Below are 23,562 nucleotides of genomic sequence, written 5' to 3' on the forward strand. Positions count from 1 at the left end.
GGTGGCGAGAGAATGCAAATAAAATTATCAAAAGCTGTGTTCTTTTTATTACCGGTTGGAATACCTCTAATATTGTTTTGGATCATTCCGAATTTCATTAGTTTGGGTATTAGTTTTACAGACTGGGATTTCATGACCAATGGCTTTAATTTTGTTGGTTTAGATAACTATTTAAATTTGTTCACGCAGGATTCTTTTATACAGGCATTGTTAAATACTCTTTATTTTGGAATTGGAACAGTCGTTCCAACGATTGTATTAGGTTTAGGTTTCGCATTATTCTTCCGAAAGAAGTTCAGAGGTTCTGCAATTTATCAATTAATGATTTTTTCACCTTGGGTAACGCCAACGGTAGCTGTATCCATTGTATGGTCACTTCTATATGAACCTCAATTTGGAGCTATTAATAAAGTGCTAGAGTTTTTCGGGATGCCGGGTTTGGATTGGCTGAAGAGTAGTCATACAGCGATGCTAGCGGTCATTATTGTAACGGTATGGAAACTAGTTGGATGGACGATGCTTTTCTATATTGGTGCACTAGAGAAAGTACCAGATAGCTTGTATGAAGCTGCTAGTATTGATGGAGCAAATGCATGGCAAAAATTTCGATATGTAACACTACCGATGGTTTCACCAACAACATTCTTTTTAGTTGTTGTCAATATCATTACTTCGGTGCAGGCTTATGATCAAATTAAAATTTTAACACAAGGTGGACCGAGCGGCTCGACACGAACGTTACTTTATTTATTCTTCCAACAAGCGTTTGAACAGTTCGATATGGGATCCGCAACGGCAATCGCATTTATTATATTAATCATTACAATTCTGCTATCCGTTATAAACAAGATAGTAGGTGACAAGTGGGTGAACTATTAAGATGAATGATACGAAAAAGAAGCCATTAATTTTAAAGCATATATTTTTGACTTTATCAAGTATTGTGTTTGTCTTTCCATTCATATGGATGGTACTTGGTTCGTTTAAAACGTCCAGTGAAGTATTACAAGGAGGTTTTTGGCCTACGCAATTTCACTGGGAAAATTATCGTCAAGTATTAGACACTCTTCCATTTGGAACGTATATATTTAATAGTTTTTATACCTCTTTCCTTATTACGATATATGTACTTGTTTCGTCTGCACTCTTTGCTTATATGTTGGCATTTTATAAGTTCAAAGGGAAAAACTTGACATTCAGTGTTGTCATGGCAACGTACATGATTCCTGGAGCTGTATCGTATGTTCCAGTATATGTGATGTTAGGAAAAATGGGCTTACTTAATTCGCACTTTGGATACATGATTACTATGGCTGTTAGTGTATTCGGTATTTTCTATTTAAAACAATCATTTCACAAGATTGGTTATGAAACAGTAGAAGCAGCCAAAATTGATGGAGCAAGTGATTGGCGTATTCTTTGGAAGATTGTTTTTCCAATGACGAAATCATCATTTGTAACATTAGGATTAGTTACATTTATTGGGAATTATAATAACTATATTTGGCCAGCTCTTATATTGAATGATGGCCACAAAAAATTAATTACTAACGGAATTGCTGATTATTTCATTAATAGTTCTTTAGGCCGAGATTGGTCACACATTATGGTTGCAAGTACAATCGCTACAGTGCCGCTCTTAATCGTATTTTTAGTTTTACAAAAATGGTTCCTCTCAGGCGTTACTGATTCAGGAATAAAAGGCTAACTAAACATTAAAGGAGACATTCGGGATGAGAAAATTATTAATGCTTTTAACAACTTTGTCCTTATTTGTTGGTGCACTTGCAGGCTGTTCAGGTGGAACGGGAAGTACTGTTAAAGTAAGTAAAGAAGGAGATAAGATTGTTGTTCCGTTTATTAATGGTGTAGGTGGTGCACTTGCAGACAAAGTAGACAAGATTGTCGATGAATACAATAAAAGTCAAAACAAATATGTAGTGAAAACAACAAAAGCAGGTAACTACGATGAGTCTTATCAAAAGCTTCAAAGTGGATTTGCAGCGAATAACCAAGAGGCAATTGCATTGTTAGGTTCAGACGTTGTTCAAGAATATGCTAAGAAAAAGTTAATTGTACCTTTAGATCAATATGTTAAAGATGATAAGCAATTTAACAAAGAAGATTATGGAAAAGGTTTTATGAATCAAGCGACAATTGATGGAAAATTATATGGAGTTCCTTTTTACGGTACAACTCAAATTTTTTATTACAATAAAAAAGTGTTAGCGGAAAATGGCTTTACACCTGACGATTTAAAGACGTGGGAAGGTGTAGAAAAAGTAGCGCAAAAAGTAGCAAAACGTGACGCAAGTGGAAATGTCACATACGCAGGTTGGATGCCAATGTGGGGTACGTCAAACTTAATTGACGCAGTTCGCAGTGCTGGCGGAAATGTATTAAGTGAAGATGGTAAAAAAGTATTAATCAACGATGACACTTGGGTTACAGTATGGGAAAAATTCCGTACATGGCTTCACGGAGATAAAATTATGAATATTCATTCAGGTGGGACTGGATGGGAATATTGGGATAAAACAATCATTGATTTAGTTGAAGGTAGAACGTTAGGATTTACAGGCTCATCTGGTGACCAAGGATTTGTTTTTAAATCGTTAGGTAAAGGAATGACTGAGCAAGAACGTCTTGACACATTTGGAGCAGTACCACAACCAGGCTGGGGTACTAATAAACCAGCACCAAAATTAGAAACGTATTTATTAACATTAACGAGAAATGTTGATCCAGAAGTAGCAAAAGGTGCATATGACTTTATGAAATTTGCTACAAGCACTAAGCAAACTGCTGAATGGTCAATGGCAACAGGCTATATCCCTGTTCGTAACAATGTAACAGATTATGCTCCTTATGCTGAATTTGTTAAAAAACAACCGCAAGCATTAGTTCCATTAGAGCAAGCGAATAAATATGGAGTTGCGCCATTTGTGGATCCAACAGGCGGTAAAATCAATGACGCATTAAATGTAGCTAAGGATAAAGTAGAAATCGAAGGAGTGCCTGCAAAACAAGCATTAGATGAAGCAGCTAAAGTTGCGCAGGAAGAATTGGATAAAGTTCTGAAAAAACAGAAATAAATTTTCCATGAATTAGTTTGTAGAGAAACGAGGGGTGCTTTGGAACCAAAGAGGTACCTCTCCTCTATATTTTAGTAAGTAAAAATAGAAAAAAGGTGTGGAAATCATGATTGAAATGAAAGGTACCATGACTCTTTCTCCATTCGTAAAAAATAAACATTGTTTCAAAATGGATTCAACTGACATTGCCAACTTTACATTAACTATCGATCAAGGGGTCGGCCGAAAAATTCCGCTTTTACTAATCTTGAGAGATCCTAATGGGTATGTACGTATACAATATCAAACGCCAATTGTTGATGAAAAACTGGTTGTTGCAAAAGATTCAAAGTTTTGTTCCGCTGGTTGTGTTGGAGGGAAAATACCATCTGGTAATTGGGAATTAGAAGTAGTATATACCCCTCATTGTGCAGATAAAGCATTAAAGTTTACCGGAAGAAAAATGGAATATCAGGTAAATATATTGGTAAATGACGAGTTAGAACGGGAATATGATCGAGAGCATTTTTGTAAGGAAAATGTCTTTATTGATGAATGCAATTTTGAAAAGGTAATGAATGAAGAGCATCGTTGGTACAAAGGAGATTTTCATGTCCACACAGATTTAACAGATGGCGAGATGGATGACGAGCTGGCAATGAGCGTATGTGAAAAACAAGAGTTAGATTTCTTATATGCAACGGAGCACAATATTGTTATGCCATCTTATCAGAAAGGAAGCACATTGATCATACCATCGATGGAACTTACAACTCCTTACGGTCATTACAATGTGTTCGGGATGAAAGAGTACGTTAACTTCACAGAGTATTTAGATGAATCGCTTAACGCTAAAAGCATGGATGAACTATTTTCTTTCATAAAAGAAAAAGGCTATTTAATTAGTGTGAATCACCCATTTATGAAACCTTGGACGAACCAGATTGATATTGATCTAGAAAATATTCATACAATGGAAATCATGTGTGATCCAACTTATAAAAAAAGTAAGCCATCTACTTTAGAAGCTTTAAAGTTCTTCGATCAAATGTGGTCAAATGGTCTTAAAATCTGGGGGATTGGCGGAAGTGATTCTCATTTACATCCATCTAAAACATTCCCAGGATCTAAAGACCCATCGATTTATGGTGACCCGGGAACGTACGTACTATGTGAGGGATTATCTATTAAAAACTTAAAAGATTCTATTCAAAGAGGCAGAATTTACTTTTCTAGATTTAGAAAAGTAGAGATAGATATTCAAAATGAAGGTAAAACCATTTATGTCGGTGACGAGGCGCAAGGAGATATTCGCTACAACATTTATACAGATAAACCGTGCGAGTGGAGATTAATTATGAATGGCCAAGTGATTGAAAAAGAATTTGGCAGTCAAGCAACTTTTGACTTTTCTTTAAATGAAGGAGCATATGCTCGAGTTGAAGGTTGGGAAGATGATGAATTAGTAGTGTTTATAAATCCTATTTACAATAACGTTAAGCGTCAGGGTATGAAAACATGGTGTGAAGTTTTAGGAGGACTATCAGGTGAGTAAAGGAATTATTTTTGATAAAGATGGAACATTAATACAGCTAGATGCTGTCTGGTATAAAATCGTTCATCGTGTGTTAGATGATATATTTCAAATGTATCCAAATGAAAAAAATAAACAAAATGAATACCTAAAGATTATTGGTATGGGTGATAACGATTTTGAGAGCACGAGTTTACTAGCTTGCCGAACGAATTACTTTATTGCGGATGCATGGTTTTCATTATTAGAAAATCAACATGTGAATAAAGAGAACTTTATTGATCATGTATGTGCATTATTTAAAAAACACTCTACAGCAGATGATCTTGTATTTACAGAAGTGAAAGGTGCAAAGGAAACCTTAAAATATTTAAAAGATCATAAGTATGTAATAGGGGTTGTTACAGCAGACGACGTTGATGCAGCTATTCATTCACTTAAAATGACAGGATTATATGATTATGTAGACTTTTTAGGTGCTGATGATGGTGTTAATAAACCAAAGCCTGACAGTGATTTCTATTATATGTTCAAAGAGAAATTTTCATTAAATGAAGAAGATATTTTAATGGTAGGCGATACACTAACAGACGTTAAATTTGCAAGAAATAGTAACATTAAAGTAGTGGGCGTCTTATCAGGTGCGAGCAGTAAGGAAGATTTAGAAGGCGAAGCGGATTATATTTTAGACAGTATGAAGGACATTTCCAAAATTTTATAAAGCAATGTGTGGTCAATATTGTCAATAACAGTATCTTTAAAAATAGCTAAAATTATAGGAGGCAATTATGGCTCAGCTATCATTCAAAAATATTTATAAGAAATATGATCATGATGTGACAATCGTAAAAGATTTTAATCTAGAAGTGAATGATGGAGAATTTATCGTTTTGGTTGGACCTTCAGGATGCGGGAAATCGACGACATTACGTATGATTGCAGGACTTGAGGAGATTTCAGAGGGAGACTTTTATATTGATGGAGAGCGTGTAAATGATGTTACACCGAAAGATCGAGACATCGCAATGGTTTTTCAAAACTACGCTCTTTATCCGCATATGACAGTTTATGATAACATGGCGTTCGGCTTAAAGCTGCGAAAATATAGTAAAGAGGAAATTGACCAACGTGTGAAACATGCAGCACAAATTCTTGGACTTGAGCAATATTTAGACCGAAAGCCAAAAGCACTTTCTGGTGGACAACGTCAGCGTGTTGCATTAGGTCGAGCGATTGTTCGAAATGCAAAAGTTTTCTTAATGGACGAGCCATTATCAAACTTAGATGCAAAACTGCGCGTTCAAATGCGTGCCGAGATTACAAAGTTACACCAACAACTGCAAACAACAACTGTGTACGTTACGCATGATCAAATAGAAGCGATGACAATGGCAACACGCTTAGTTGTGCTAAAAGACGGTATCATTCAACAAGTTGGTACTCCTAAAGAAGTTTATGAAAAACCAGAAAATGTATTTGTCGGAGGCTTTATCGGTTCTCCTGGAATGAATTTTTTCAAAGGAACATTAACAGAAAATGCTGTTATGATTGATAAATGGAAAATCGAAGTTCCAGAAGAGAAGATGAAAAGTTTACGAAACAAAGGGTATGTGAATAAAGAAATTATCATAGGTATACGTCCAGAAGATTTTTATTATGGAAAAGCTCTTTTAGATTTACCTCATAATACAAAGATAACGGTAACGATTGATGTGTCAGAATTAATGGGATCAGAAACATATCTTTATTCCAATATCAATGGTCAATCCTTCGTTGCGCGTGTTAACTCCTCAGTTGATGTGCATAGTCAATCTGAGATGGATCTAGCTTTGAATATGGAAAAAGTTCATTATTTTGACTATGAAACTGAAAAACGAATTGTATTATAGATTATCTAATGAATAAATCATCAATACTTCGGTAGTATCATACTAACAACAAAGGTCTATCCCAATTTGGGATAGGCCTTTGTTGTTGATTGATTTCTTTATTTCCTAAGGTACAGATGAAATAGATAAGAAAAAATTATTCGAAATCGTATAGAAACTGATGTATGATCGAACTTAACTATATTTCGTGTTCTTTTAAAAACACAGATTACTGTAAAAAGATACAACGATAATCCTTTGCTTTATAAGTGGTTTCATTCAATTAAATGTAATGAACATAATATTTGATTTAATTCTTAGAATTATACTGATAAAACAATATGTATATTGTTTATCAATATAATTAAATATATAATTTAAAGGTTTGTATAATATTTATCCACTTTAGAAAATTTTGTGGAAATAATAAAAGTATTATTATAGAAAGGAGAATGAGTGTATACCTCCTTTTGAAATAAATATTATTTATTGTATTTATACTATTCGAAATATAAAAACATTTATATTTTGAATATGTTAGCGTTTTCATAAATTGAAAGTTATGCTAGAATAAATTCATAAGTTATTAATTATTATAAAAAGAAAAAAGAATTGCTTTTTTCTGTTAATTATAAGGGGGCATTTCATTATGCGTATTGGGGTACCAGCAGAAATTAAAAATAACGAAAACCGTGTAGCTATGACACCAGCTGGTGTTGTACATTTAATTCGTAACAATCACGAAGTATTCATTCAAAAGGGTGCAGGTTTAGGATCAGGTTTCACTGATGAACAATACGTAGAAGCAGGGGCAAAAATCGTAGAAACAGCTGAAGAAGCTTGGTCTATGGAAATGGTAATGAAGGTTAAAGAACCAATTGCAAGTGAATATAAATATTTCCGTGAAGGCTTAGTGTTATTCACTTACTTACACTTAGCTCCAGAACCAGAATTAACAAAAGCATTGATTGAAAATAAAGTAGTAGCAATCGCTTACGAAACAGTTCAATTAGAAAACAACTCTTTACCATTATTAGCACCTATGAGTGAAGTTGCAGGTCGTATGGCAGCACAACTTGGTGCACAATTCCTTGAGAAAAATAAAGGCGGAAAAGGTATCTTACTTGCAGGTGTTCCAGGGGTAAAACGTGGTAAAGTAACAATTATCGGTGGTGGACAAGCTGGTACAAATGCTGCTAAAATTGCAGTTGGTCTAGGTGCTGAGGTAACAATTATCGACTTAAGTGCAGAGCGTCTTCGTCAATTAGATGATATTTTCGGCAATCAAGTAGCAACTTTAATGTCTAATCCTTACAATATTGCACAAGCTGTAAAAGAGTCTGATCTTGTAATCGGTGCAGTATTAATTCCAGGAGCAAAAGCACCAAAACTTGTAACTGAAGAAATGATCAAATCTATGGAGCAAGGTTCTGTTGTTGTTGATATCGCAATCGACCAAGGCGGTATTTTTGAAACTACTGACCGTATTACAACTCATGACAACCCAACTTACGAAAAACACGGCGTAGTTCACTATGCAGTTGCAAACATGCCTGGTGCGGTTCCACGCACATCTACACTTGCGTTAACAAACGTTACAGTACCATATGCAGTACAAATCGCAAACAAAGGCTACAAAAAAGCTTGCTTAGAAAACACTGCATTATTAAAAGGTATTAACGCATTAGAAGGCTATGTAACATTTGAAGCAGTTGCAGAAGCTCATGGTGTAGAATATAAAGCAGCAAAAGAATTATTAGAAGCAGAAGCAGTATCTTGCTAATTTAAATATCGGACAATATTTTCATGCATTAGGATAAGAGCTAAGAGAAATGCCTCTTAGCTCTTCTTACTAGAAGGAGGTAAGAAGAGTGGCCAACTTATTCAAAAAGAAATCTGTGACACAATTGTTAAGCCAAAGTCAAGGTAAGACCTTGACAAAAACATTAGGGGCATTTGACTTAACAATGTTAGGAATTGGTGCGATTATCGGTACAGGCGTTCTTGTATTAACTGGAATCGTTGCCGCAAGAGATGCTGGTCCAGCTGTTATTTTCTCATTTATGATTGCAGCAATTGTTTGTGGCTTTGCGGCATTATGTTATGCAGAGGTTGCCACAGCACTACCTGTATCAGGGAGTGTATATACGTATGCATATGCAACGATTGGAGAATTTATTGCTCATTTAATGGGATGGACATTGTTGGCAGTGTATGTCGTAACAATAGCAGCAGTAGCTGGTGGTTGGACAGGTTACTTTAGTAATTTAATGAGTGGATTCGGATTAGAAATTCCGAAACAATTGTTAACGATTCCAGCTCATGGCGGAATTGTTAACCTTCCAGCGATTGTAATTACGTTAGTATTAACATGGTTACTATCTCGTGGTACGAAAGAAAGTAAACGTGTAAATAATGCAATGGTATTAATTAAACTCGGTATTGTTATATTGTTTATTGCAGTTGGTGTGTTCTATGTAAAACCAGCAAACTGGACACCGTTTGCGCCTTATGGTTTAAGTGGAATTTTCGCTGGGGGAGCTGCGGTATTCTTTGCTTTCTTAGGGTTTGATGCGTTAGCAACTTCAGCTGAAGAAGTAAAAAATCCACAGCGTGATTTACCGATTGGTATTATTGCTTCACTTGCAATTTGTACAGTTATTTATATTGCAGTTTGTCTTGTTATGACAGGAATGGTGTCATACAAAGAATTAAATGTACCAGAAGCGATGTCTTACGTATTAGAAGTTGTTGGACAGGATAAAGTAGCGGGTGTTATCTCAATTGGTGCAGTAATTGGTATCATGGCTGTAATTTTTGCTTACATTTATGCAACAACACGTGTATTTTTTGCAATGAGCCGTGACGGTTTACTTCCGAAATCATTTGCAAAAATTAATCCAAAAACAGAAGCACCGGTATTTTCAACATGGTTAACAGGTATTGGAGGTGCTTTAATTGCCGGATTTGTCGATTTGAAAGAATTGTCAAATTTAGCGAATATTGGAGCGTTATTAACATTTTTAATGGTAAGTATTGCAGTACTGATCCTTCGCAAAAAACATCCGAATTTAAAACGCGGCTTTATGGTGCCGCTTGTACCAGTACTACCAATCATTTCGATTGCATGTTGTTTATTCTTAATGGTTAACTTACCATTGACAACATGGTTATACTTCGGTGGATGGCTTGCACTAGGGGTTATTGTATACTTCGGGTATTCTAAGAAACATAGCCATTTAAAAGAAGATGAAAGTTCGCAAGATCATTTAAAACAAGCAAATTAAAGGGGAAAAGCCTTGTACGCTTAGGAGCGTGCAAGGCTTTTTGGTTTTTAGAAGGAAGTTTAGGAAAGTATATAGAAACCTTTATGTCGAAAGATGTAAAAGGGGGAGAAATAATGTTTGTAAAAGAAGAAATAAGAGTTGTAGTTGGAGCAGAAGGATATAACAATAATCCAGGGTGGTTGCATACACAAGAAGATGAACTGAATTTATTAAAAAGGGAAGATTGGATGAAAAAGTTTGCTCCAAACTCTATAGCAGCAATCTTGGCAGAGCATGTGTGGGAGCATTTAACGTATGAAGAGGGAATAGAAGCTGCGAAAGTTTGTTATGAATTTTTACAGCCAGGCGGCTATATTCGCTGTGCAGTACCAGATGCGTTTTTTCCAGATGAAGATTATCAAGCTGGGGTACAAGTCGGGGGGCCGGGGCCGCTAGATCATCCAGCTGCAAGTCATAAAATTGTTCATAACTATAAAACAATGACTTCGATGTTTGAAGAAGCTGGTTTTGAAGTAAATGTACTAGAGTATTGTGATGAAAATGGAGAATTTCATTATAATGAATGGAATGAAAAAGAAGGCTTTATTTACCGATCAAAACGCTTTGATCATCGCAATCAAGATGGGAAACTTGGTTTTGTCTCATTAATTGTCGATGCAGTTAAGTCTGAATAAAAGAAAAAAGAACTGGTGGGCAAATCTCATTCAGTTCTTTTTTTTATATTTTAAAAGCACAATGCGGTAATTACCATGCAAAATAGATGACTCTTCGTATTGGATGATGAGTGGCAACGTTCCTATAATATTACTCAACTTACGATTAATGTTTGTTCCGAGTCGCTCGGTAATAAAGTTCATTAATTTCCTTGATGTATGTAGTTGTTTTTCTTCAGGAAGAAACTTATCTAAAATTACAATAGTCCCTTCTTCCTTCATTACGCGCCGCGCTTCTGAAAGCGCGGCATTAGGATGTTCTACAACGCTTAAAATGAGATTTAAAATAACGACATCAAATGAATTATTTGGAAATGTAAGCTCTTCGGCATTCATTTGTTGATATGTAACATGAGAATAAGGATACTTTCTTTTGGCTTGCTTTAGCATATGTTCTGAGAGGTCAATTCCAGTGATGAGGGTATCTTTCGGAAGAAGAGGAATATCTTGTCCTGTACCAACTCCAACTAATAATATGTTCTGATTTTCTGTAAAAGGTATAAGCGAAAGTGCTCGTTTTCTTGCTTTGATAAAGAAACGGTTTTGCATAAACAAATCATAAAAGCTAGATAATATTTTATAAATTTTTTGATTTTGCTTATTTTTCATGACAATTCCTCCAGTTTTTTTACTTTTACATATAATGTTCAAAAAATAAAAGCGGAAATTATTGACACATATGAGCAATCGTTCATATAATAAAAGTATAACATATATGAATGATTGTTCATATGTTCAAATAAAGAGGTGAGCTATTGTGACTGAACAAAAAGTAGAAACAACCGAAGAAACGTGTTTACAAAATGTCATTCATCAAGAAATTGTAGAACAAGTACAACAAACAATTCCCCAAGATGATAGCTTAAGTCAAGTAGCAGAGTTATTTAAAGTATTAGGAGATCGTACACGCACACGTATTTTGCATGCTTTATTTGAAGCAGAGCTGTGCGTATGTGATTTAGCATATTTACTCGGAATGACACAATCGTCTATTTCTCATCAATTACGTGTATTAAAGCAAGCAAAGCTTGTGAAAAATCGTAAAGAAGGAAAAGTAGTGTACTATTCACTTGCTGACGATCATGTCATTCGCATTTTCGAACAGGCATTTGAGCATGTAAACGAAGAGCAGTAGAGTAGTAGGGACACAAGGAGGGAAACATATGGGGGACGCATTGGTAAAACGAAAACTTGTGTTAGAGGGATTAGATTGTGCGAACTGCGCAATGAAAATTGAAAAAGGTGTTGGGGAGTTAGAAGGAGTATCTTCTTGTTCTGTTAATTTTGTAACGAAAACAATGACGGTAGAAACAGCGAAACAAAAAGAAGAACACGTTGTAATGGAAGCAAAGCAAATTGTAAATAAATTAGAACCACATATTCATGTGAAAGAAGAACAAAAAACAAAAGCAACAAAAGAAACATTTGTGTTAGAAGGCTTGGATTGTGCGAATTGTGCAATGAAAATAGAAACAAAAATAAACGAAATGCCTGCAGTTGCATCTGCGTCTGTTGATTTTGTTTCGAAAAAATTAAGAGTAGAAGTAGCAAATAAAAAAGAATTAGAGACTACTATTGAAAACATAAAAGAAATTGTACAGCGACTAGAGCCAGAAGTGAAAGTAGTACGAGAGAAAGAGCAAACAGGGCATGATCATAGTCATGACCACGGAGACGCTGGTATGAAAAAAATGATTTGGCGCTTATCGATTGGGGCAATTTTCACAGTTGTTGCTGCACTAGCTTCATTACCGCAAGTCATTGCAATTCCGCTTTTCCTTATTGCTTATATTATTATAGGTGGAGAGATTGTTTTACGTGCTGTAAAGAATATTACACGCGGGCAAGTGTTTGACGAAAATTTCTTAATGGCAGTTGCGACGCTTGGTGCTTTTGGGACTCAAAACTATCCAGAAGCTGTCGCGGTTATGCTCTTTTATCAAGTAGGTGAACTGTTCCAAAGTATTGCGGTGAATCGTTCGCGTAAGTCGATTAGTTCGTTAATGGATATTAGACCTGATTATGCAAATTTAAAGCTAGGAAATGAAACGAAACAAGTATCACCAGAAGATGTGCAAATTGGTGATTTCATTATCGTCAAGCCAGGTGAAAAAGTACCGTTAGACGGTAAAGTAATAGAAGGAACATCGATGGTAGATACATCAGCGTTAACTGGAGAATCTGTGCCGCGTGAAGTAGAAGTCGGCAGTGATGTATTAAGCGGTTTTGTGAACCAAAATGGTGTATTAACAATTGAGGTGACGAAAGAATACGGTGAATCTACCGTTTCAAAAATTCTTGATTTGGTGCAAAATGCAAGTAGCCGTAAAGCACAGACGGAAAACTTTATTACGAAGTTTGCTCGTTATTATACACCGGCGGTTGTAATTACAGCTGCAGTATTAGCATTTGTCCCGCCAATTATTTTGGAGGGAGCAACGTTCTCAGATTGGATTTACAGAGCGCTAGTCTTTCTTGTTATTTCTTGTCCTTGTGCATTAGTTGTTTCTATTCCACTTGGTTTCTTCGGCGGTATTGGCGGAGCATCTAAAAGCGGAATTTTAATAAAAGGAAGTAACTATTTAGAAGCGTTAAATGATGTGAAACATATTGTATTTGATAAAACAGGCACGTTAACAAAAGGTGTATTTAAAGTAACAGATATGCAGCCAAGTGAATTTGTGTCGAAAGAAGAATTATTAGAGTATGCAGCATTTGCAGAAGTATATTCAAATCATCCAATCGCCCAGTCGATTCGAGCTGCATATGGAAAAGCAGTGAACGAGCATATGATCGAGGAGTATAATGAAATTTCTGGTCATGGTACAGTTGTGAAAGTAAGCGGAAAAGAAATTTTTGCTGGAAACGCAAAGTTAATGAGTAAAGAAAATATTACATTCCAGCAACCGCAAACTGTTGGAACACTGGTACACGTAGCCGTAGATCGTGTGTATGCCGGATACATTGTCATTTCTGATGAAATCAAAGAAGATGCTAAGCAAGCAATTCAATCATTAAAACAACTTGGTGTGAAGAGAACAGTAATGTTAACTGGTGATGCGAAATTAGTAGGTGAAGCAGTTGGAAAACAGCTTGGGGTTGACGAAGTACATGCAGAACTGTTGCCGCATCAAAAAGTAGAAGAAATCGAAAAAATTGATGCGACAAAACATCCGAAAGAAAAAATTGCGTTCGTTGGAGATGGCATTAACGATACACCAGTATTAGCAAGAGCAGATGTTGGTATTGCAATGGGTGGTTTAGGATCGGATGCAGCAATTGAAGCAGCTGACATTGTTATTATGACAGATGAACCTTCGAAGATTGTAACGGCTATTCAAATTGCGAAACGTACACGGAGTATCGTATGGCAAAATATTATTTTTGCTTTAGGAATAAAGGGAGTTTTTCTTTTATTAGGAGCATTTGGCATTGCGACAATGTGGGAAGCAGTCTTCTCAGATGTTGGTGTAACTTTGCTAGCTGTGTTAAATGCGATGCGTGTATTACGAGTAAAAGCCTGATAGAAGTTTCACTTTATAAAAGCAAAAGGAGAGAAGCGAGATGCTTCTTTCCTTATTTTTTTGTAGAATTTGCAATTTGTTCTCGAACTGTTTGAATATAGTTCATTTTATGATCCCAGCACGCTTGACTTAAATCGACGGGGTATTCTTCTGGATTTAGTGTCCGTTTATATTCTTCCCACAAGGATGCTAAACTGTGTTGTGTGTGACTCTGAATAGTAAGTATGTCCGGCAATTCGTATGTGCGCTGTCCGTTTACGAAAATATCATGATGTAGTTCTTTTGCTTCAAAGTCCGTCACAAACTTACTAATATACGTATGAACAGGATGGAACATTTTTAAGCGCTCTTCTTGTTGCGGTTCTTCTGTCTCTAATGCAATATAATCACCTTCTGCATGCTGATTGACGCGATTGATAATACGATAGAGACGCTTTAATCCTGGTGTTGTAATTTTTTCGGGATTGGAAGAAATTTTAATCGTGTCGTTTAGTACGCCGTTTTCGTCTTCAATACAAACTAGTTTATAAACGGCGCCTAATGCTGGTTGTTCAAATGATGTAATTAATTTTGTTCCAACACCCCATACGTCAATTTTTGCTCCTTGCGATTTCAAATGTAAGATGGTGTATTCATCTAAGTCACTTGAAGCGATAATTTTTGTATTTGTAAAACCGGCAGCATCTAACATTTTACGTGCTTCTTTTGATAAGTATGCCATATCACCGCTATCGAGACGAATGCCATAGAAGTCAATACGTTCACCAAATTCTTTCGCTACGCGGATGGCATTTGGCACACCAGATTTTAATGTGTCATATGTATCGACAAGAAAAACGCATTTCTTATGTGTTTCTGCATATTTTTTGAATGCTACATATTCATCACGATACGCTTGTACAAAAGAATGAGCGTGTGTGCCGGCAACAGGGATACCAAAACGTTTTCCTGCCCGAACATTACTTGTTGAAGAAAAACCACCGATGAATGCTGCGCGTGTTCCCCAAAGTGCAGCATCGAATTCATGAGCGCGGCGTGTTCCGAATTCGAGGAGCTCATTATCACCAGCTGCATGCTTCATCCGAGCAGCTTTCGTTGCGATTAATGTTTGGTAATTCACGATATTTAAGAGAGCCGTTTCAATAATTTGCGCTTCTCCAAGTGGTGCTTCTATACGTAAAAGCGGTTCGTTATGAAAGACAACTTCGCCTTCCTGCATGCTGCGAATGGATCCACTAAACTTCATATTTTGTAAGTAGTGTAAAAAATCTTCCTCAAATTGAAGTTCCTTTAGATAGGCAATATCACTTTCTGTAAACTGAAAGCTCTCCACGTACTCTATAATCTTTTCAAGCCCTGCAAAAATAGCATAACCATTGTCAAAAGGCAGCTTGCGAAAGTATAAATCAAATACTGCACGACGGTTATGGATATTATCTTTCCAATATGTATAGGTCATATTAATTTGATATAAGTCTGTGTGTAAGGCGTAACTATCGTCTTTATAATGCGTCATAACGTAAACACCTCCATATTTTGGTTATAGTATACCGCTTTTTTTGTAGTTTTTGCTAAAAATAATAAATATCATGTAAATGTTATAAATTGAAAGTGAATAAAAATGTTCGGAATATTTTTATTTATCAATTTATCTTTTGTCCAATTTTATGTATTATTAAAGTAATAGGGTATACATTAGAATGGAGGAGGGACGTATGCAGCAAAATTTAGAAAAAATGGGCAAACAAATCTTTTACAAACGCCTTCACCAAAAAATGACTCAAGAGGAGCTTTGTCAGGGCATTTGTTCCGTCTCATATTTAAGTAAAATTGAAAACGGAAAAATTGAAGCTTCTGAAGAAATATTGCAGCTCCTTTGTACGAGATTAGAAATTGCGGTTTCAGATTTAAGAGATATTGAGGCGGAAGTGAAAGAGAAGTTAGATGAGTGGTTACAAGCGCTAGTTCATTTAAATAAGCATAAAGTTGAAGAGCTATATAGAGAATTAGAAATTGAAATGAAACAAATTAGTGATTTTGAAATTGTTAATTATTATAAATTATTATATACGCGATATTTAATTATGAAGAGAAATATACCAGTCCTTAAAGATGAATTGGAGAAACTTAAAAAAGTTTATAAGAAATACTCTCCATTTCAGCAACTGTTATATAAGTATAGTCAGGCTTTATGCTATTGCCTACAGCATAAATGGCAAGAGGGATTGCGTTTTTTAGTTCAGATAGAGCTAATGGCAAAAGAACAAAGTTATTATGAAACCGGAATTTATTATAATTTAGCGGTTGCATATAGTCATTTGGCAATTCCCCATATGGCACTTCATTTTGCTAATATTGCCATGGAAGGATTTCGAAATGAATATAAATTTCGAAATGTGATCAATTGTCAAATCATCATTGCGTTAAGCTATAGTGAGAAAGGGCAGTATGATGAAGCGTTAAAAATTTATGAGAGTATACTGCGTGAAGCGGATTCTTTTTCTGAAAAAGATGTATTGATGGCAACGGTATTAAGTAATATTGGTAATATACATTATAGAAAGAAAAAGTATGAAGAAGCCAAAAAATATTATGTAGAAAGTTTACAATATCAAAAAGAAGACGATGTGAACTACGTCGGTAAGTTATATGATATGGCTCTGCAATGTATTCACCTTGAACAATTAGAAGAAGCAAAAGAGTGGATTGATAAGGGGATTCTTTCTGCTAAGAAAGACGAAAGGTGTAATACGAAGTTGTACTTACTCCTTATGCTTCGTTATAAGTATTTTACAGAACCAAGTGTATATAAAGTATTTTTAGAAACAGAAGCAATACCTTTTTTTAAAAATACAGGAAATAAAAAAGAATTAAAGAAAGTATATATAGAACTCGCTGAGTATTTTGAGGATTCTTTGCAATTTAAAGAAAGCAATCATTATTATAAGTTAGCAATTGAAGTTCTTGAAACGATACTGGAGGGATAAGGATGAAAAAAGTAGTAATCGGTATAATTTTAACCATGGTGGCATTAGTCTTTATAGCTAAGCCGCAATATGTTGATGTACCAGATATTTATGGACAAGCTAATGACACAGTTGAAACGGTAAATATATAAGGTGACCATTGGGAATGAGGCTGACTCAAATGTCGTTAAAAAACGGCTTTTTGAGTCAGTTTTTCTTTTTTATTCTTGTTTCTAAATTGTTCGTTGAAATTCCACAAAACTTTAGAAATGTAATGTTTAAATATAAAGATTATTGATCGTTTATCATATTATATATATCCATTTTAATTCTTCGACATATAAGTCGCTGCTACGCAGAATAAAAAATGACCGCTACTTACTTTCTACCTTTTTTTAAAAGTCCTTGCCCTGTAGCAGGAAAGGTCCCTGACCGCTTCTATGCATGGTCAAATGCTCTCGTTCCCCTAAAAAGAAAGGGGTTTTTATGTCGTTTTTTTAACTTGTATAGATAGAATCAAGTTAATGTGAGTATTTAATAGTATGGAGTAACAGCACTCCTCCTCTGTACTGATGAAAAGAGGTTTTTCAAAAATTGTTCGTCAAAATTCTCCAAAACTTGAGAAAGAAATTATTTAAATTTTCAGTATTTTAATAGTGGAAACTTAATGCTACTATAAAGCTACTCTTTTAAAAAAATTTTAGGGGGAAGAGAATATGAAGAAAAAGGGTTTAGCGTTTGTGTTAGCAGCTGGAATGGCAGTGACAACATTTGGAGGGACAAGCTCTGCTTTTGCAGATTCAAAGAATGTACTTTCCACAAAGAAATACAATGAGGTAGTAAAGTCTCCTGAGTTTGTATCTGGCAATCTAACTAGTGCATCAGGAAAGAAGGCAGAATCTGTTGTATTTGATTATTTAAACTCTGCTAAAAAGGACTATAAATTAGGAGCAAAAAGTGCAGAAGAATCTTTTAAAGTACAGAAAGTTGAAAAGGATTCTGTTGGAGGAGCAACAGTTGTACGCTTACAACAAATGTATGAAGGTGTACCAGTATGGGGATCTACTCAAGTGGCTCATGTTGGGAAAGATGGTGCATTACAAGTTGTATCAGGAACAGTTGCGCCTGAGTTAGACAAGAAAGAGAAATTGAAGAACAAAAATAAAATTGAAGGTAAAAAAGCAATTGCAATTGCACAACAAGACTTAGGATTCACTCCAAAGTATGAAGTAGATCCATCTGCAGACTTATATGTATATCAAAATGGTGAAGACACAACGTATGCATATGTTGTGAAATTAAACTTCTTAGATCCAGAGCCAGGAAACTATTATTATTTCATTGAAGCTGATAGCGGTAAAGTTTTAAATAAATATAATACAATTCATAATGCAACAGAAAATAAGTCACCAATTAAACCTGCAGCTGGTACTAGTGTGAAGCCTGTAACAGGAACAAATAAAGTAGGAACAGGCGTAGGTGTGTTAGGTGATACAAAGTCTATTAATACAACATTATCTAGCTCTAGCTATTATTTACAAGATAATACACGCGGTGCAGTAATTTACACATATGATGGGAAAAATCGTACGACTCTCCCAGGAACGTTATGGGCGGATGCAGATAACATCTTTAATGCTACTCGTGATGCAGCAGCAGTGGATGCGCAATATTATGCTGGTGTAACGTATGATTACTATAAAAACAAATTTAACCGCAATTCTTATGACAACGCTGGTGGGGCGTTAAAATCAACAGTTCATTATGGAAGCAACTATAACAATGCTTTCTGGAATGGAACACAAATGGTGTATGGTGATGGAGATGGAACTACATTTATTCCATTATCCGGTGGTATTGATGTTGTCGGACATGAATTAACGCACGCTGTGACAGAAAGAAGTTCTAATCTTATTTATCAAAATGAATCTGGTGCATTAAATGAAGCAATCTCTGATATTTTTGGGACATTAATAGAATACTATGATAACCGTAATCCAGATTGGGAAATTGGGGAAGATATTTATACACCTGGTAAAGCTGGGGATGCGCTTCGTTCTATGAGCGATCCAACAAAATATGGTGACCCAGATCATTACTCTAAACGTTATACTGGAACGAGCGATAATGGCGGCGTTCATACAAATAGCAGTATTATCAATAAAGCTGCTTACTTATTAGCAAATGGCGGTACACATTATGGTGTAACTGTGAATGGTATTGGTAACGATAAAGTAGCTGCAATCTACTATCGTGCAAATACAGTATATTTCACTCAATCTACAACATTTAGTCAAGCTCGTGCTGGATTAGTACAAGCAGCGGCTGATCTATACGGTGCAAACTCTGCAGAAGTGGCAGCTGTGAATCAGTCTTATGATGCAGTTGGTGTGAAATAGGTTTCACTCCCGTTTATAAAAAATGAAAAAAGGAGCATTTGCTCCTTTTTTCATTTTGTCCTCCATGTTTTCCATACATAAAACAAGCCGATACAACCAGCAATGGCAATAATCCACTTTGCTTCATTTGTTCCCTTCATGACGTGATAGGTGGAATACACTTCAATAAGTAATGCTGGTATTTTACCAAGTGTACTAGCGACGCTAAAGGTTAAAAGGGACGTCGTTCCTAAAGACGCAAATAATGTAACGATGCCAGAAGGGATAAAGGGGAGGAGGCGAAATGATAAAACGAGAAAGAAAGCCTCTTTTCCTTGTACATAAAGAAGTTTTTGTACTTTTGGATACTTATCTATATTTTTTTGAGCTATTTTTTGAAAACCAAGTCGATATAAATAAAAAGAGAAAATAGCGCCTAACGCTTCCCCAGCAATGGATATAAGTGTCCCCTCAGTTATTCCAAATAACGCGATGTTAATAGCAGTTAAAAAAATACTAGGAATAAAGGCTACTAAGCTAATAAGAATATTGAGTAAGATGCTAAGTGGGATTGCAATTGTGTGATGCGCTGTGAGAAAAGATTGAATCGTTTCTTCCATATGAATTAAATTTCCTTTGCCTTTTTAAGAATTACATCACATTTTTTATATGAAGACAACATCTATCTATGGTTCATCCCCCATTTTTTTGTGATAAACCATAGAATTGACTTTTTCTAAAGATAATACAATAATCATGAAAGAGGTGATACGATGAAACGATTATGGAATGTTGTTATAAGCGTAATGCTTATGATGATACTTGTATTAAGTGGATGTTCAGGACAACAACAAAAACAAACGAAGCAAAAAGAAAATAATGCAGCATCAGTTGTAAAAGTTAGTGACAACATTTTAGATGAAATGGAAGGACCACCGAAAAATGGTCATACGTTAGAGCGTCACGTTGGTAAAACAGAAGAGCAGTTAAAAGAACGATTGCGTACAGATAAAGTATCTGCTGCAAGTACATATTATGATAAAGAAACGGCAACAAAGGCGGTAAAAGATAGTTTAAAGCAGCATGAAAAAGAAATTGATACATGGCTGAAAGAATCGAAGGAAAGTCGTCTTGTATTGAATACAAAGCATGCATTTCCAGTTGGAAAAGCAGTATTAAAAAAAGATATGCGTGTAAAAGATGGGCTTCGTAATACGGTAACTGTGTTGCAGAAAGATAAAGGAAGTCAGCTTGGTTTTAAAATTATTACTTCTTATCCTTCTGAGAAATAAGAAAGGCGGAGAATTTATGTATTCGACATTTCAATATTTCCTTAAGGCATATTGCACATTAAGTATATATGAAGAAGAAATGAATGATATTATGCAACAGTTTGAAGAACAGGAAGAACAAGAAACGAAAGAGAAATTATTACAAGAATTTGCTCAAATGCAAAAAACAGCAGATTGGAAGAAAGCATGTCAAGAAGCTGAGCGGTATGGGAATCGTATATGGACAATAGAAGAAACAAAAGCACATATAAATAATTTTGTTTCTATATTACAAAACAAAAAGGCGTGAATTATCCCGCCTTTTTGTATGTGCTTTTTGAAATTTGACCGTTGGAGAGCACTTGGCCATTTTGTGTTACTTTTTTATATGTTACAGCTACAATGTTTTGATCAGTTTCACTTACAACTTTCGAAGAAATTTCTACATTTTTTCCTGTATCTGTACCGAAAATACGAGCAGTTACACTACTACCATTCGTGAATGATTGAATGTAAATATACTTGCCAGTATTATTTGTAAATTTCAAATCAGGACCATAGTCAGCAACAGCTGCATCTTGACCAAGTGGTAAGTAATGTACTGGTAAAGAATGATTACTCCGAGCTACAACACCTAAATCAGCACGCAATACAGCACCATATAATGTACTACTTACTTGGCAAACACCACCACCAGCACTTTGTTCAACTTTTCCGTTTACATATACAGCAGCTGATTTATAGCCATGTGCCCCATCTGTTATGCCAACACGGTTGTTAAAGCTAAATGTTTCACCTGGTGCAATAAGTACTCCTGTTAATGTATTCGTAGCGCGTTGTACGTTAAATGTTTGGTTTGCATTTCGTCCAGCCAGCGGAGTAGAAAACTCACCAATTACTTCTTGAATCCCCATGTTTTTTATATCTTCTGTTGAGTGTTCGGGTTTCACGGCTACGACTGGAACTTGGATGTCCTGCTTATTTGTAGCAATTGCTTCTGCTGTTAAAGATTTTAATTTTTCTTTATCAACCTTTTCGCCATCTTTACTCTCGCTAATATTAACTGTTGTTCCCGAAACAGATAATTCTGCATTGGCAGGCTCTACTAAGAGATCATTGTATTTATCTTTTATAAATGCATCGTATTTTGCTGTGTTTATAGAAGGATCTATCTTATAGTTACGCTTTAGTTCACCTTTTTCAGCTTGTTTACGCATTTTATAACGATTAGAAATATTTCCTGTTTGTTCTTTGAAAATTTTATCTGCAACATTTGTTTCCTTATATTCAACGCCTAGTTCTTGCCAAGTATATGTATGTGCGTTGTCTCGTAAGGCATAGTTTACGGATTTTTTATTTAATTCATCAACTTTTTGCTGAATAATTTTTTGAACGTCAGCTTTCGTTTTGCCATCTAAGGAAATACCTTCAAATGTTGTGTGGGGTAAAACGTATGTATCTAACTGATGATTCAATTTGGATACATATTGATATGCGCCAACACCGCCAGCACAAAGCACGATTCCACCAGCAATCGCAGAACCAATAATCCAATTGCGTAATTTCATTTATTTCCCCCCAAAAAGAAAATGTTTAGGTTATTATATGTATGATTTCTAACGTATAAAATGATAAAAACGATATTGATTACAAACTAGTATACTACTAATTTTACCGTCTATGTAATATTTTTGTAAAAAAACGTTACATTTTTGTAATATAATTACCTTTAATTAGGATTTTTATGTGCGATAATCACAGAATTTTATGCTTGTATTGCAGTATGAAACGTACGTTTCTATATGTAATAGAAAAAGAAGCGCATATAAGAAAAAACCAGCTGTTGTATACAACAGCTGGTTTTTTCTTATAGTTTCTTATGATCTGATTTACCCGTAACACCGAGGTGGTTTTGTAGTTCTTCAGAAATAGATTGAACATTTTTTTCGTCAGGGATGTAATAATATACACCATCGATATATTCGTCTTTCCCTTTTACTTGTAATTTATCCATTTTCAGGCCGGAATCCATTGTGTTTTTAGTAATTGCCATCATATCATCGAAAGTTAAGTTTGTTTTAATATCATTGTCTACTGCATCTAGTAAGCCACCAAGTTTGTCAATCGAATTTACAGATAATGCTTTTTTAGCAATTGCTTCTAAAACAAGTTGTTGACGCTGACCACGCATATAGTCAGTATCAATATGACGTGTTCTTGCTAATGCAAGTGCTTGTTCGCCATTTAAGTGCTGACGACCTTTTTCAAGGTGAATAGCACCAGGTTGGTCTTTACTGTCTTGTTCAGTAAATGTAACTGGTACATCTACATCAATGCCACCAAGAGAATCAACAATTTTTATAAATGATTTAAAGTTAAATTTTACGTAATAATCAACAGGAACATCTAAAAAACGTTCTACTGTATTTATTGTACTATCAACGCCACCAAATACGTGTGCGTGTGTAATTTTATCTTCTTTCTTTTCTGATGGAATATATACGCGAGAATCACGAGGAATGCTTAATAGCTTTACAGATTTATCATTTTTATTAATAGTTGCAAGTAATAATGCATCTGTACGAATTGCTTTTCCGTATTCTTTTGCGCGTGTATCACTTTCATCTACACCCATGATTAAGATGGAAACATTATCTGTCATCGGTTTCACTGCTTTTTCGCGTTTATCAGATTTATCTCCTCGTCCTAATTGGGAGTATGCACCATCCGCAACAGCTTGTGCTTTGTTATATATGTGGAAGAAATAGCTGCCTCCTCCAATAATCACAAGGAATAAAGGAACGAGAACAAACCATAGTATACGCTTTTTCTTAGAGTGTCTTGTTGATACTCTATCTGTCGTTTCTAAATCAGGCTTCATTAATATTTCTCCTTTTAAACAATCAATTAAAATATTTTCTTATAATTTTAAAAAAGGCACACTTTC

General features: G+C 35.2%; 21 protein-coding genes. 16 read left to right on the top strand and 5 right to left on the bottom strand.

Going from position 1 to position 23,562, the window contains the following annotated elements; all coding sequences use genetic code 11:
* Positions 1–12: 12 nt before the first annotated feature.
* The 9 genes from AB1284_RS01190 to AB1284_RS01230 all read left to right on the top strand — a co-directional run bounded on the left by AB1284_RS01190 (position 13) and on the right by AB1284_RS01230 (position 10,437).
* Positions 13–879, top strand: coding sequence for a carbohydrate ABC transporter permease (locus tag AB1284_RS01190; protein WP_429752316.1), 867 nt, complete (start codon positions 13–15; stop codon positions 877–879).
* A gap of 1 nt (position 880) precedes the next feature.
* Entirely contained in the window at positions 881–1,708 is an 828-nt protein-coding gene (locus tag AB1284_RS01195; protein WP_429752314.1) for a carbohydrate ABC transporter permease, read from the top strand.
* Between the two features lie 25 nt (positions 1,709–1,733).
* Entirely contained in the window at positions 1,734–3,095 is a 1,362-nt protein-coding gene (locus AB1284_RS01200) for an extracellular solute-binding protein (RefSeq protein ID WP_429752312.1), read from the top strand.
* A 106-nt stretch (positions 3,096–3,201) separates the two neighbouring features.
* Positions 3,202–4,629 (top strand): CehA/McbA family metallohydrolase, encoded by a 1,428-nt coding sequence (locus AB1284_RS01205; protein ID WP_429752310.1) that lies wholly within the window; start codon positions 3,202–3,204, stop codon positions 4,627–4,629.
* Positions 4,622–5,329 (top strand): HAD family hydrolase, encoded by a 708-nt coding sequence (locus AB1284_RS01210; protein ID WP_429752308.1) that lies wholly within the window; start codon positions 4,622–4,624, stop codon positions 5,327–5,329. The genes AB1284_RS01205 and AB1284_RS01210 overlap by 8 nt, the downstream gene beginning before the upstream one ends.
* Before the next feature lie 67 nt (positions 5,330–5,396).
* Complete coding sequence (locus AB1284_RS01215) at positions 5,397–6,497, top strand: ABC transporter ATP-binding protein (protein WP_429752306.1); 1,101 nt, start codon at positions 5,397–5,399, stop codon at positions 6,495–6,497.
* Between the two features lie 628 nt (positions 6,498–7,125).
* Complete coding sequence (gene ald / locus AB1284_RS01220) at positions 7,126–8,259, top strand: alanine dehydrogenase (protein ID WP_429752304.1); 1,134 nt, start codon at positions 7,126–7,128, stop codon at positions 8,257–8,259.
* Between the two features lie 88 nt (positions 8,260–8,347).
* Positions 8,348–9,763, top strand: a complete 1,416-nt coding sequence (locus tag AB1284_RS01225) for an amino acid permease (RefSeq protein ID WP_429752302.1) — start codon at positions 8,348–8,350, stop codon at positions 9,761–9,763.
* 113 nt (positions 9,764–9,876) lie between these two features.
* The gene (locus AB1284_RS01230) at positions 9,877–10,437 is read left to right on the top strand and encodes a class I SAM-dependent methyltransferase (protein WP_429752301.1); all 561 of its coding nucleotides are present in this window, start codon (positions 9,877–9,879) and stop codon (positions 10,435–10,437) included.
* Positions 10,438–10,467: 30 nt separating this feature from the next.
* On the opposite strand, the gene AB1284_RS01235 is transcribed toward AB1284_RS01230, so the two are convergent.
* Entirely contained in the window at positions 10,468–11,085 is a 618-nt protein-coding gene (locus AB1284_RS01235; protein WP_429752299.1) for a class I SAM-dependent methyltransferase, read from the bottom strand.
* A gap of 148 nt (positions 11,086–11,233) precedes the next feature.
* Here AB1284_RS01235 and AB1284_RS01240 point away from each other — a divergent pair, with 148 nt between their 5' ends.
* Both AB1284_RS01240 and AB1284_RS01245 read left to right on the top strand, forming a co-directional pair.
* Positions 11,234–11,611 (top strand): ArsR/SmtB family transcription factor, encoded by a 378-nt coding sequence (locus tag AB1284_RS01240; RefSeq protein WP_429752297.1) that lies wholly within the window; start codon positions 11,234–11,236, stop codon positions 11,609–11,611.
* Positions 11,612–11,639: 28 nt separating this feature from the next.
* The gene (locus tag AB1284_RS01245) at positions 11,640–14,000 is read left to right on the top strand and encodes a heavy metal translocating P-type ATPase (RefSeq protein ID WP_429752295.1); all 2,361 of its coding nucleotides are present in this window, start codon (positions 11,640–11,642) and stop codon (positions 13,998–14,000) included.
* A 52-nt stretch (positions 14,001–14,052) separates the two neighbouring features.
* Here the strand turns inward: AB1284_RS01245 and AB1284_RS01250 are convergent, their stop codons facing one another.
* The gene (locus tag AB1284_RS01250) at positions 14,053–15,516 is read right to left on the bottom strand and encodes a nicotinate phosphoribosyltransferase (RefSeq protein WP_429752293.1); all 1,464 of its coding nucleotides are present in this window, start codon (positions 15,514–15,516) and stop codon (positions 14,053–14,055) included.
* Positions 15,517–15,715: 199 nt separating this feature from the next.
* On the opposite strand from AB1284_RS01250, the gene AB1284_RS01255 reads away from it, so the two are divergent.
* The 3 genes from AB1284_RS01255 (at position 15,716) to AB1284_RS01265 (ending at position 19,365) form a co-directional block, all read left to right on the top strand.
* Complete coding sequence (locus tag AB1284_RS01255) at positions 15,716–16,987, top strand: tetratricopeptide repeat protein (RefSeq protein WP_429752292.1); 1,272 nt, start codon at positions 15,716–15,718, stop codon at positions 16,985–16,987.
* A gap of 2 nt (positions 16,988–16,989) precedes the next feature.
* Positions 16,990–17,118 carry an NprX family peptide pheromone gene (locus tag AB1284_RS01260; protein WP_154709769.1) on the top strand — a complete coding sequence of 43 codons (129 nt, stop codon included), beginning with the start codon at positions 16,990–16,992 and terminating at the stop codon, positions 17,116–17,118.
* A gap of 564 nt (positions 17,119–17,682) precedes the next feature.
* Complete coding sequence (locus tag AB1284_RS01265) at positions 17,683–19,365, top strand: M4 family metallopeptidase (protein ID WP_429752289.1); 1,683 nt, start codon at positions 17,683–17,685, stop codon at positions 19,363–19,365.
* A 50-nt stretch (positions 19,366–19,415) separates the two neighbouring features.
* Here the strand turns inward: AB1284_RS01265 and AB1284_RS01270 are convergent, their stop codons facing one another.
* Positions 19,416–19,964, bottom strand: coding sequence for a TVP38/TMEM64 family protein (locus tag AB1284_RS01270; protein WP_429752287.1), 549 nt, complete (start codon positions 19,962–19,964; stop codon positions 19,416–19,418).
* 153 nt (positions 19,965–20,117) lie between these two features.
* On the opposite strand from AB1284_RS01270, the gene AB1284_RS01275 reads away from it, so the two are divergent.
* Together AB1284_RS01275 and AB1284_RS01280 are read left to right on the top strand one after the other, a co-directional pair.
* Positions 20,118–20,636, top strand: a complete 519-nt coding sequence (locus AB1284_RS01275; protein ID WP_429752285.1) for an RNase A-like domain-containing lipoprotein — start codon at positions 20,118–20,120, stop codon at positions 20,634–20,636.
* A gap of 16 nt (positions 20,637–20,652) precedes the next feature.
* Positions 20,653–20,925, top strand: coding sequence for a hypothetical protein (locus AB1284_RS01280; RefSeq protein WP_429752283.1), 273 nt, complete (start codon positions 20,653–20,655; stop codon positions 20,923–20,925).
* A 1-nt stretch (position 20,926) separates the two neighbouring features.
* On the opposite strand, the gene AB1284_RS01285 is transcribed toward AB1284_RS01280, so the two are convergent.
* Positions 20,927–22,183, bottom strand: a complete 1,257-nt coding sequence (locus tag AB1284_RS01285; RefSeq protein WP_429752281.1) for a VanW family protein — start codon at positions 22,181–22,183, stop codon at positions 20,927–20,929.
* A 299-nt stretch (positions 22,184–22,482) separates the two neighbouring features.
* The gene (locus AB1284_RS01290; protein WP_429752279.1) at positions 22,483–23,496 is read right to left on the bottom strand and encodes an LCP family protein; all 1,014 of its coding nucleotides are present in this window, start codon (positions 23,494–23,496) and stop codon (positions 22,483–22,485) included.
* Between the last annotated feature and the right edge of the window lie 66 nt (positions 23,497–23,562).

The organism is Bacillus sp. S2(2024), from assembly GCF_050474045.1.
GTDB lineage: Bacteria > Bacillota > Bacilli > Bacillales > Bacillaceae_G > Bacillus_A > Bacillus_A yunxiaonensis.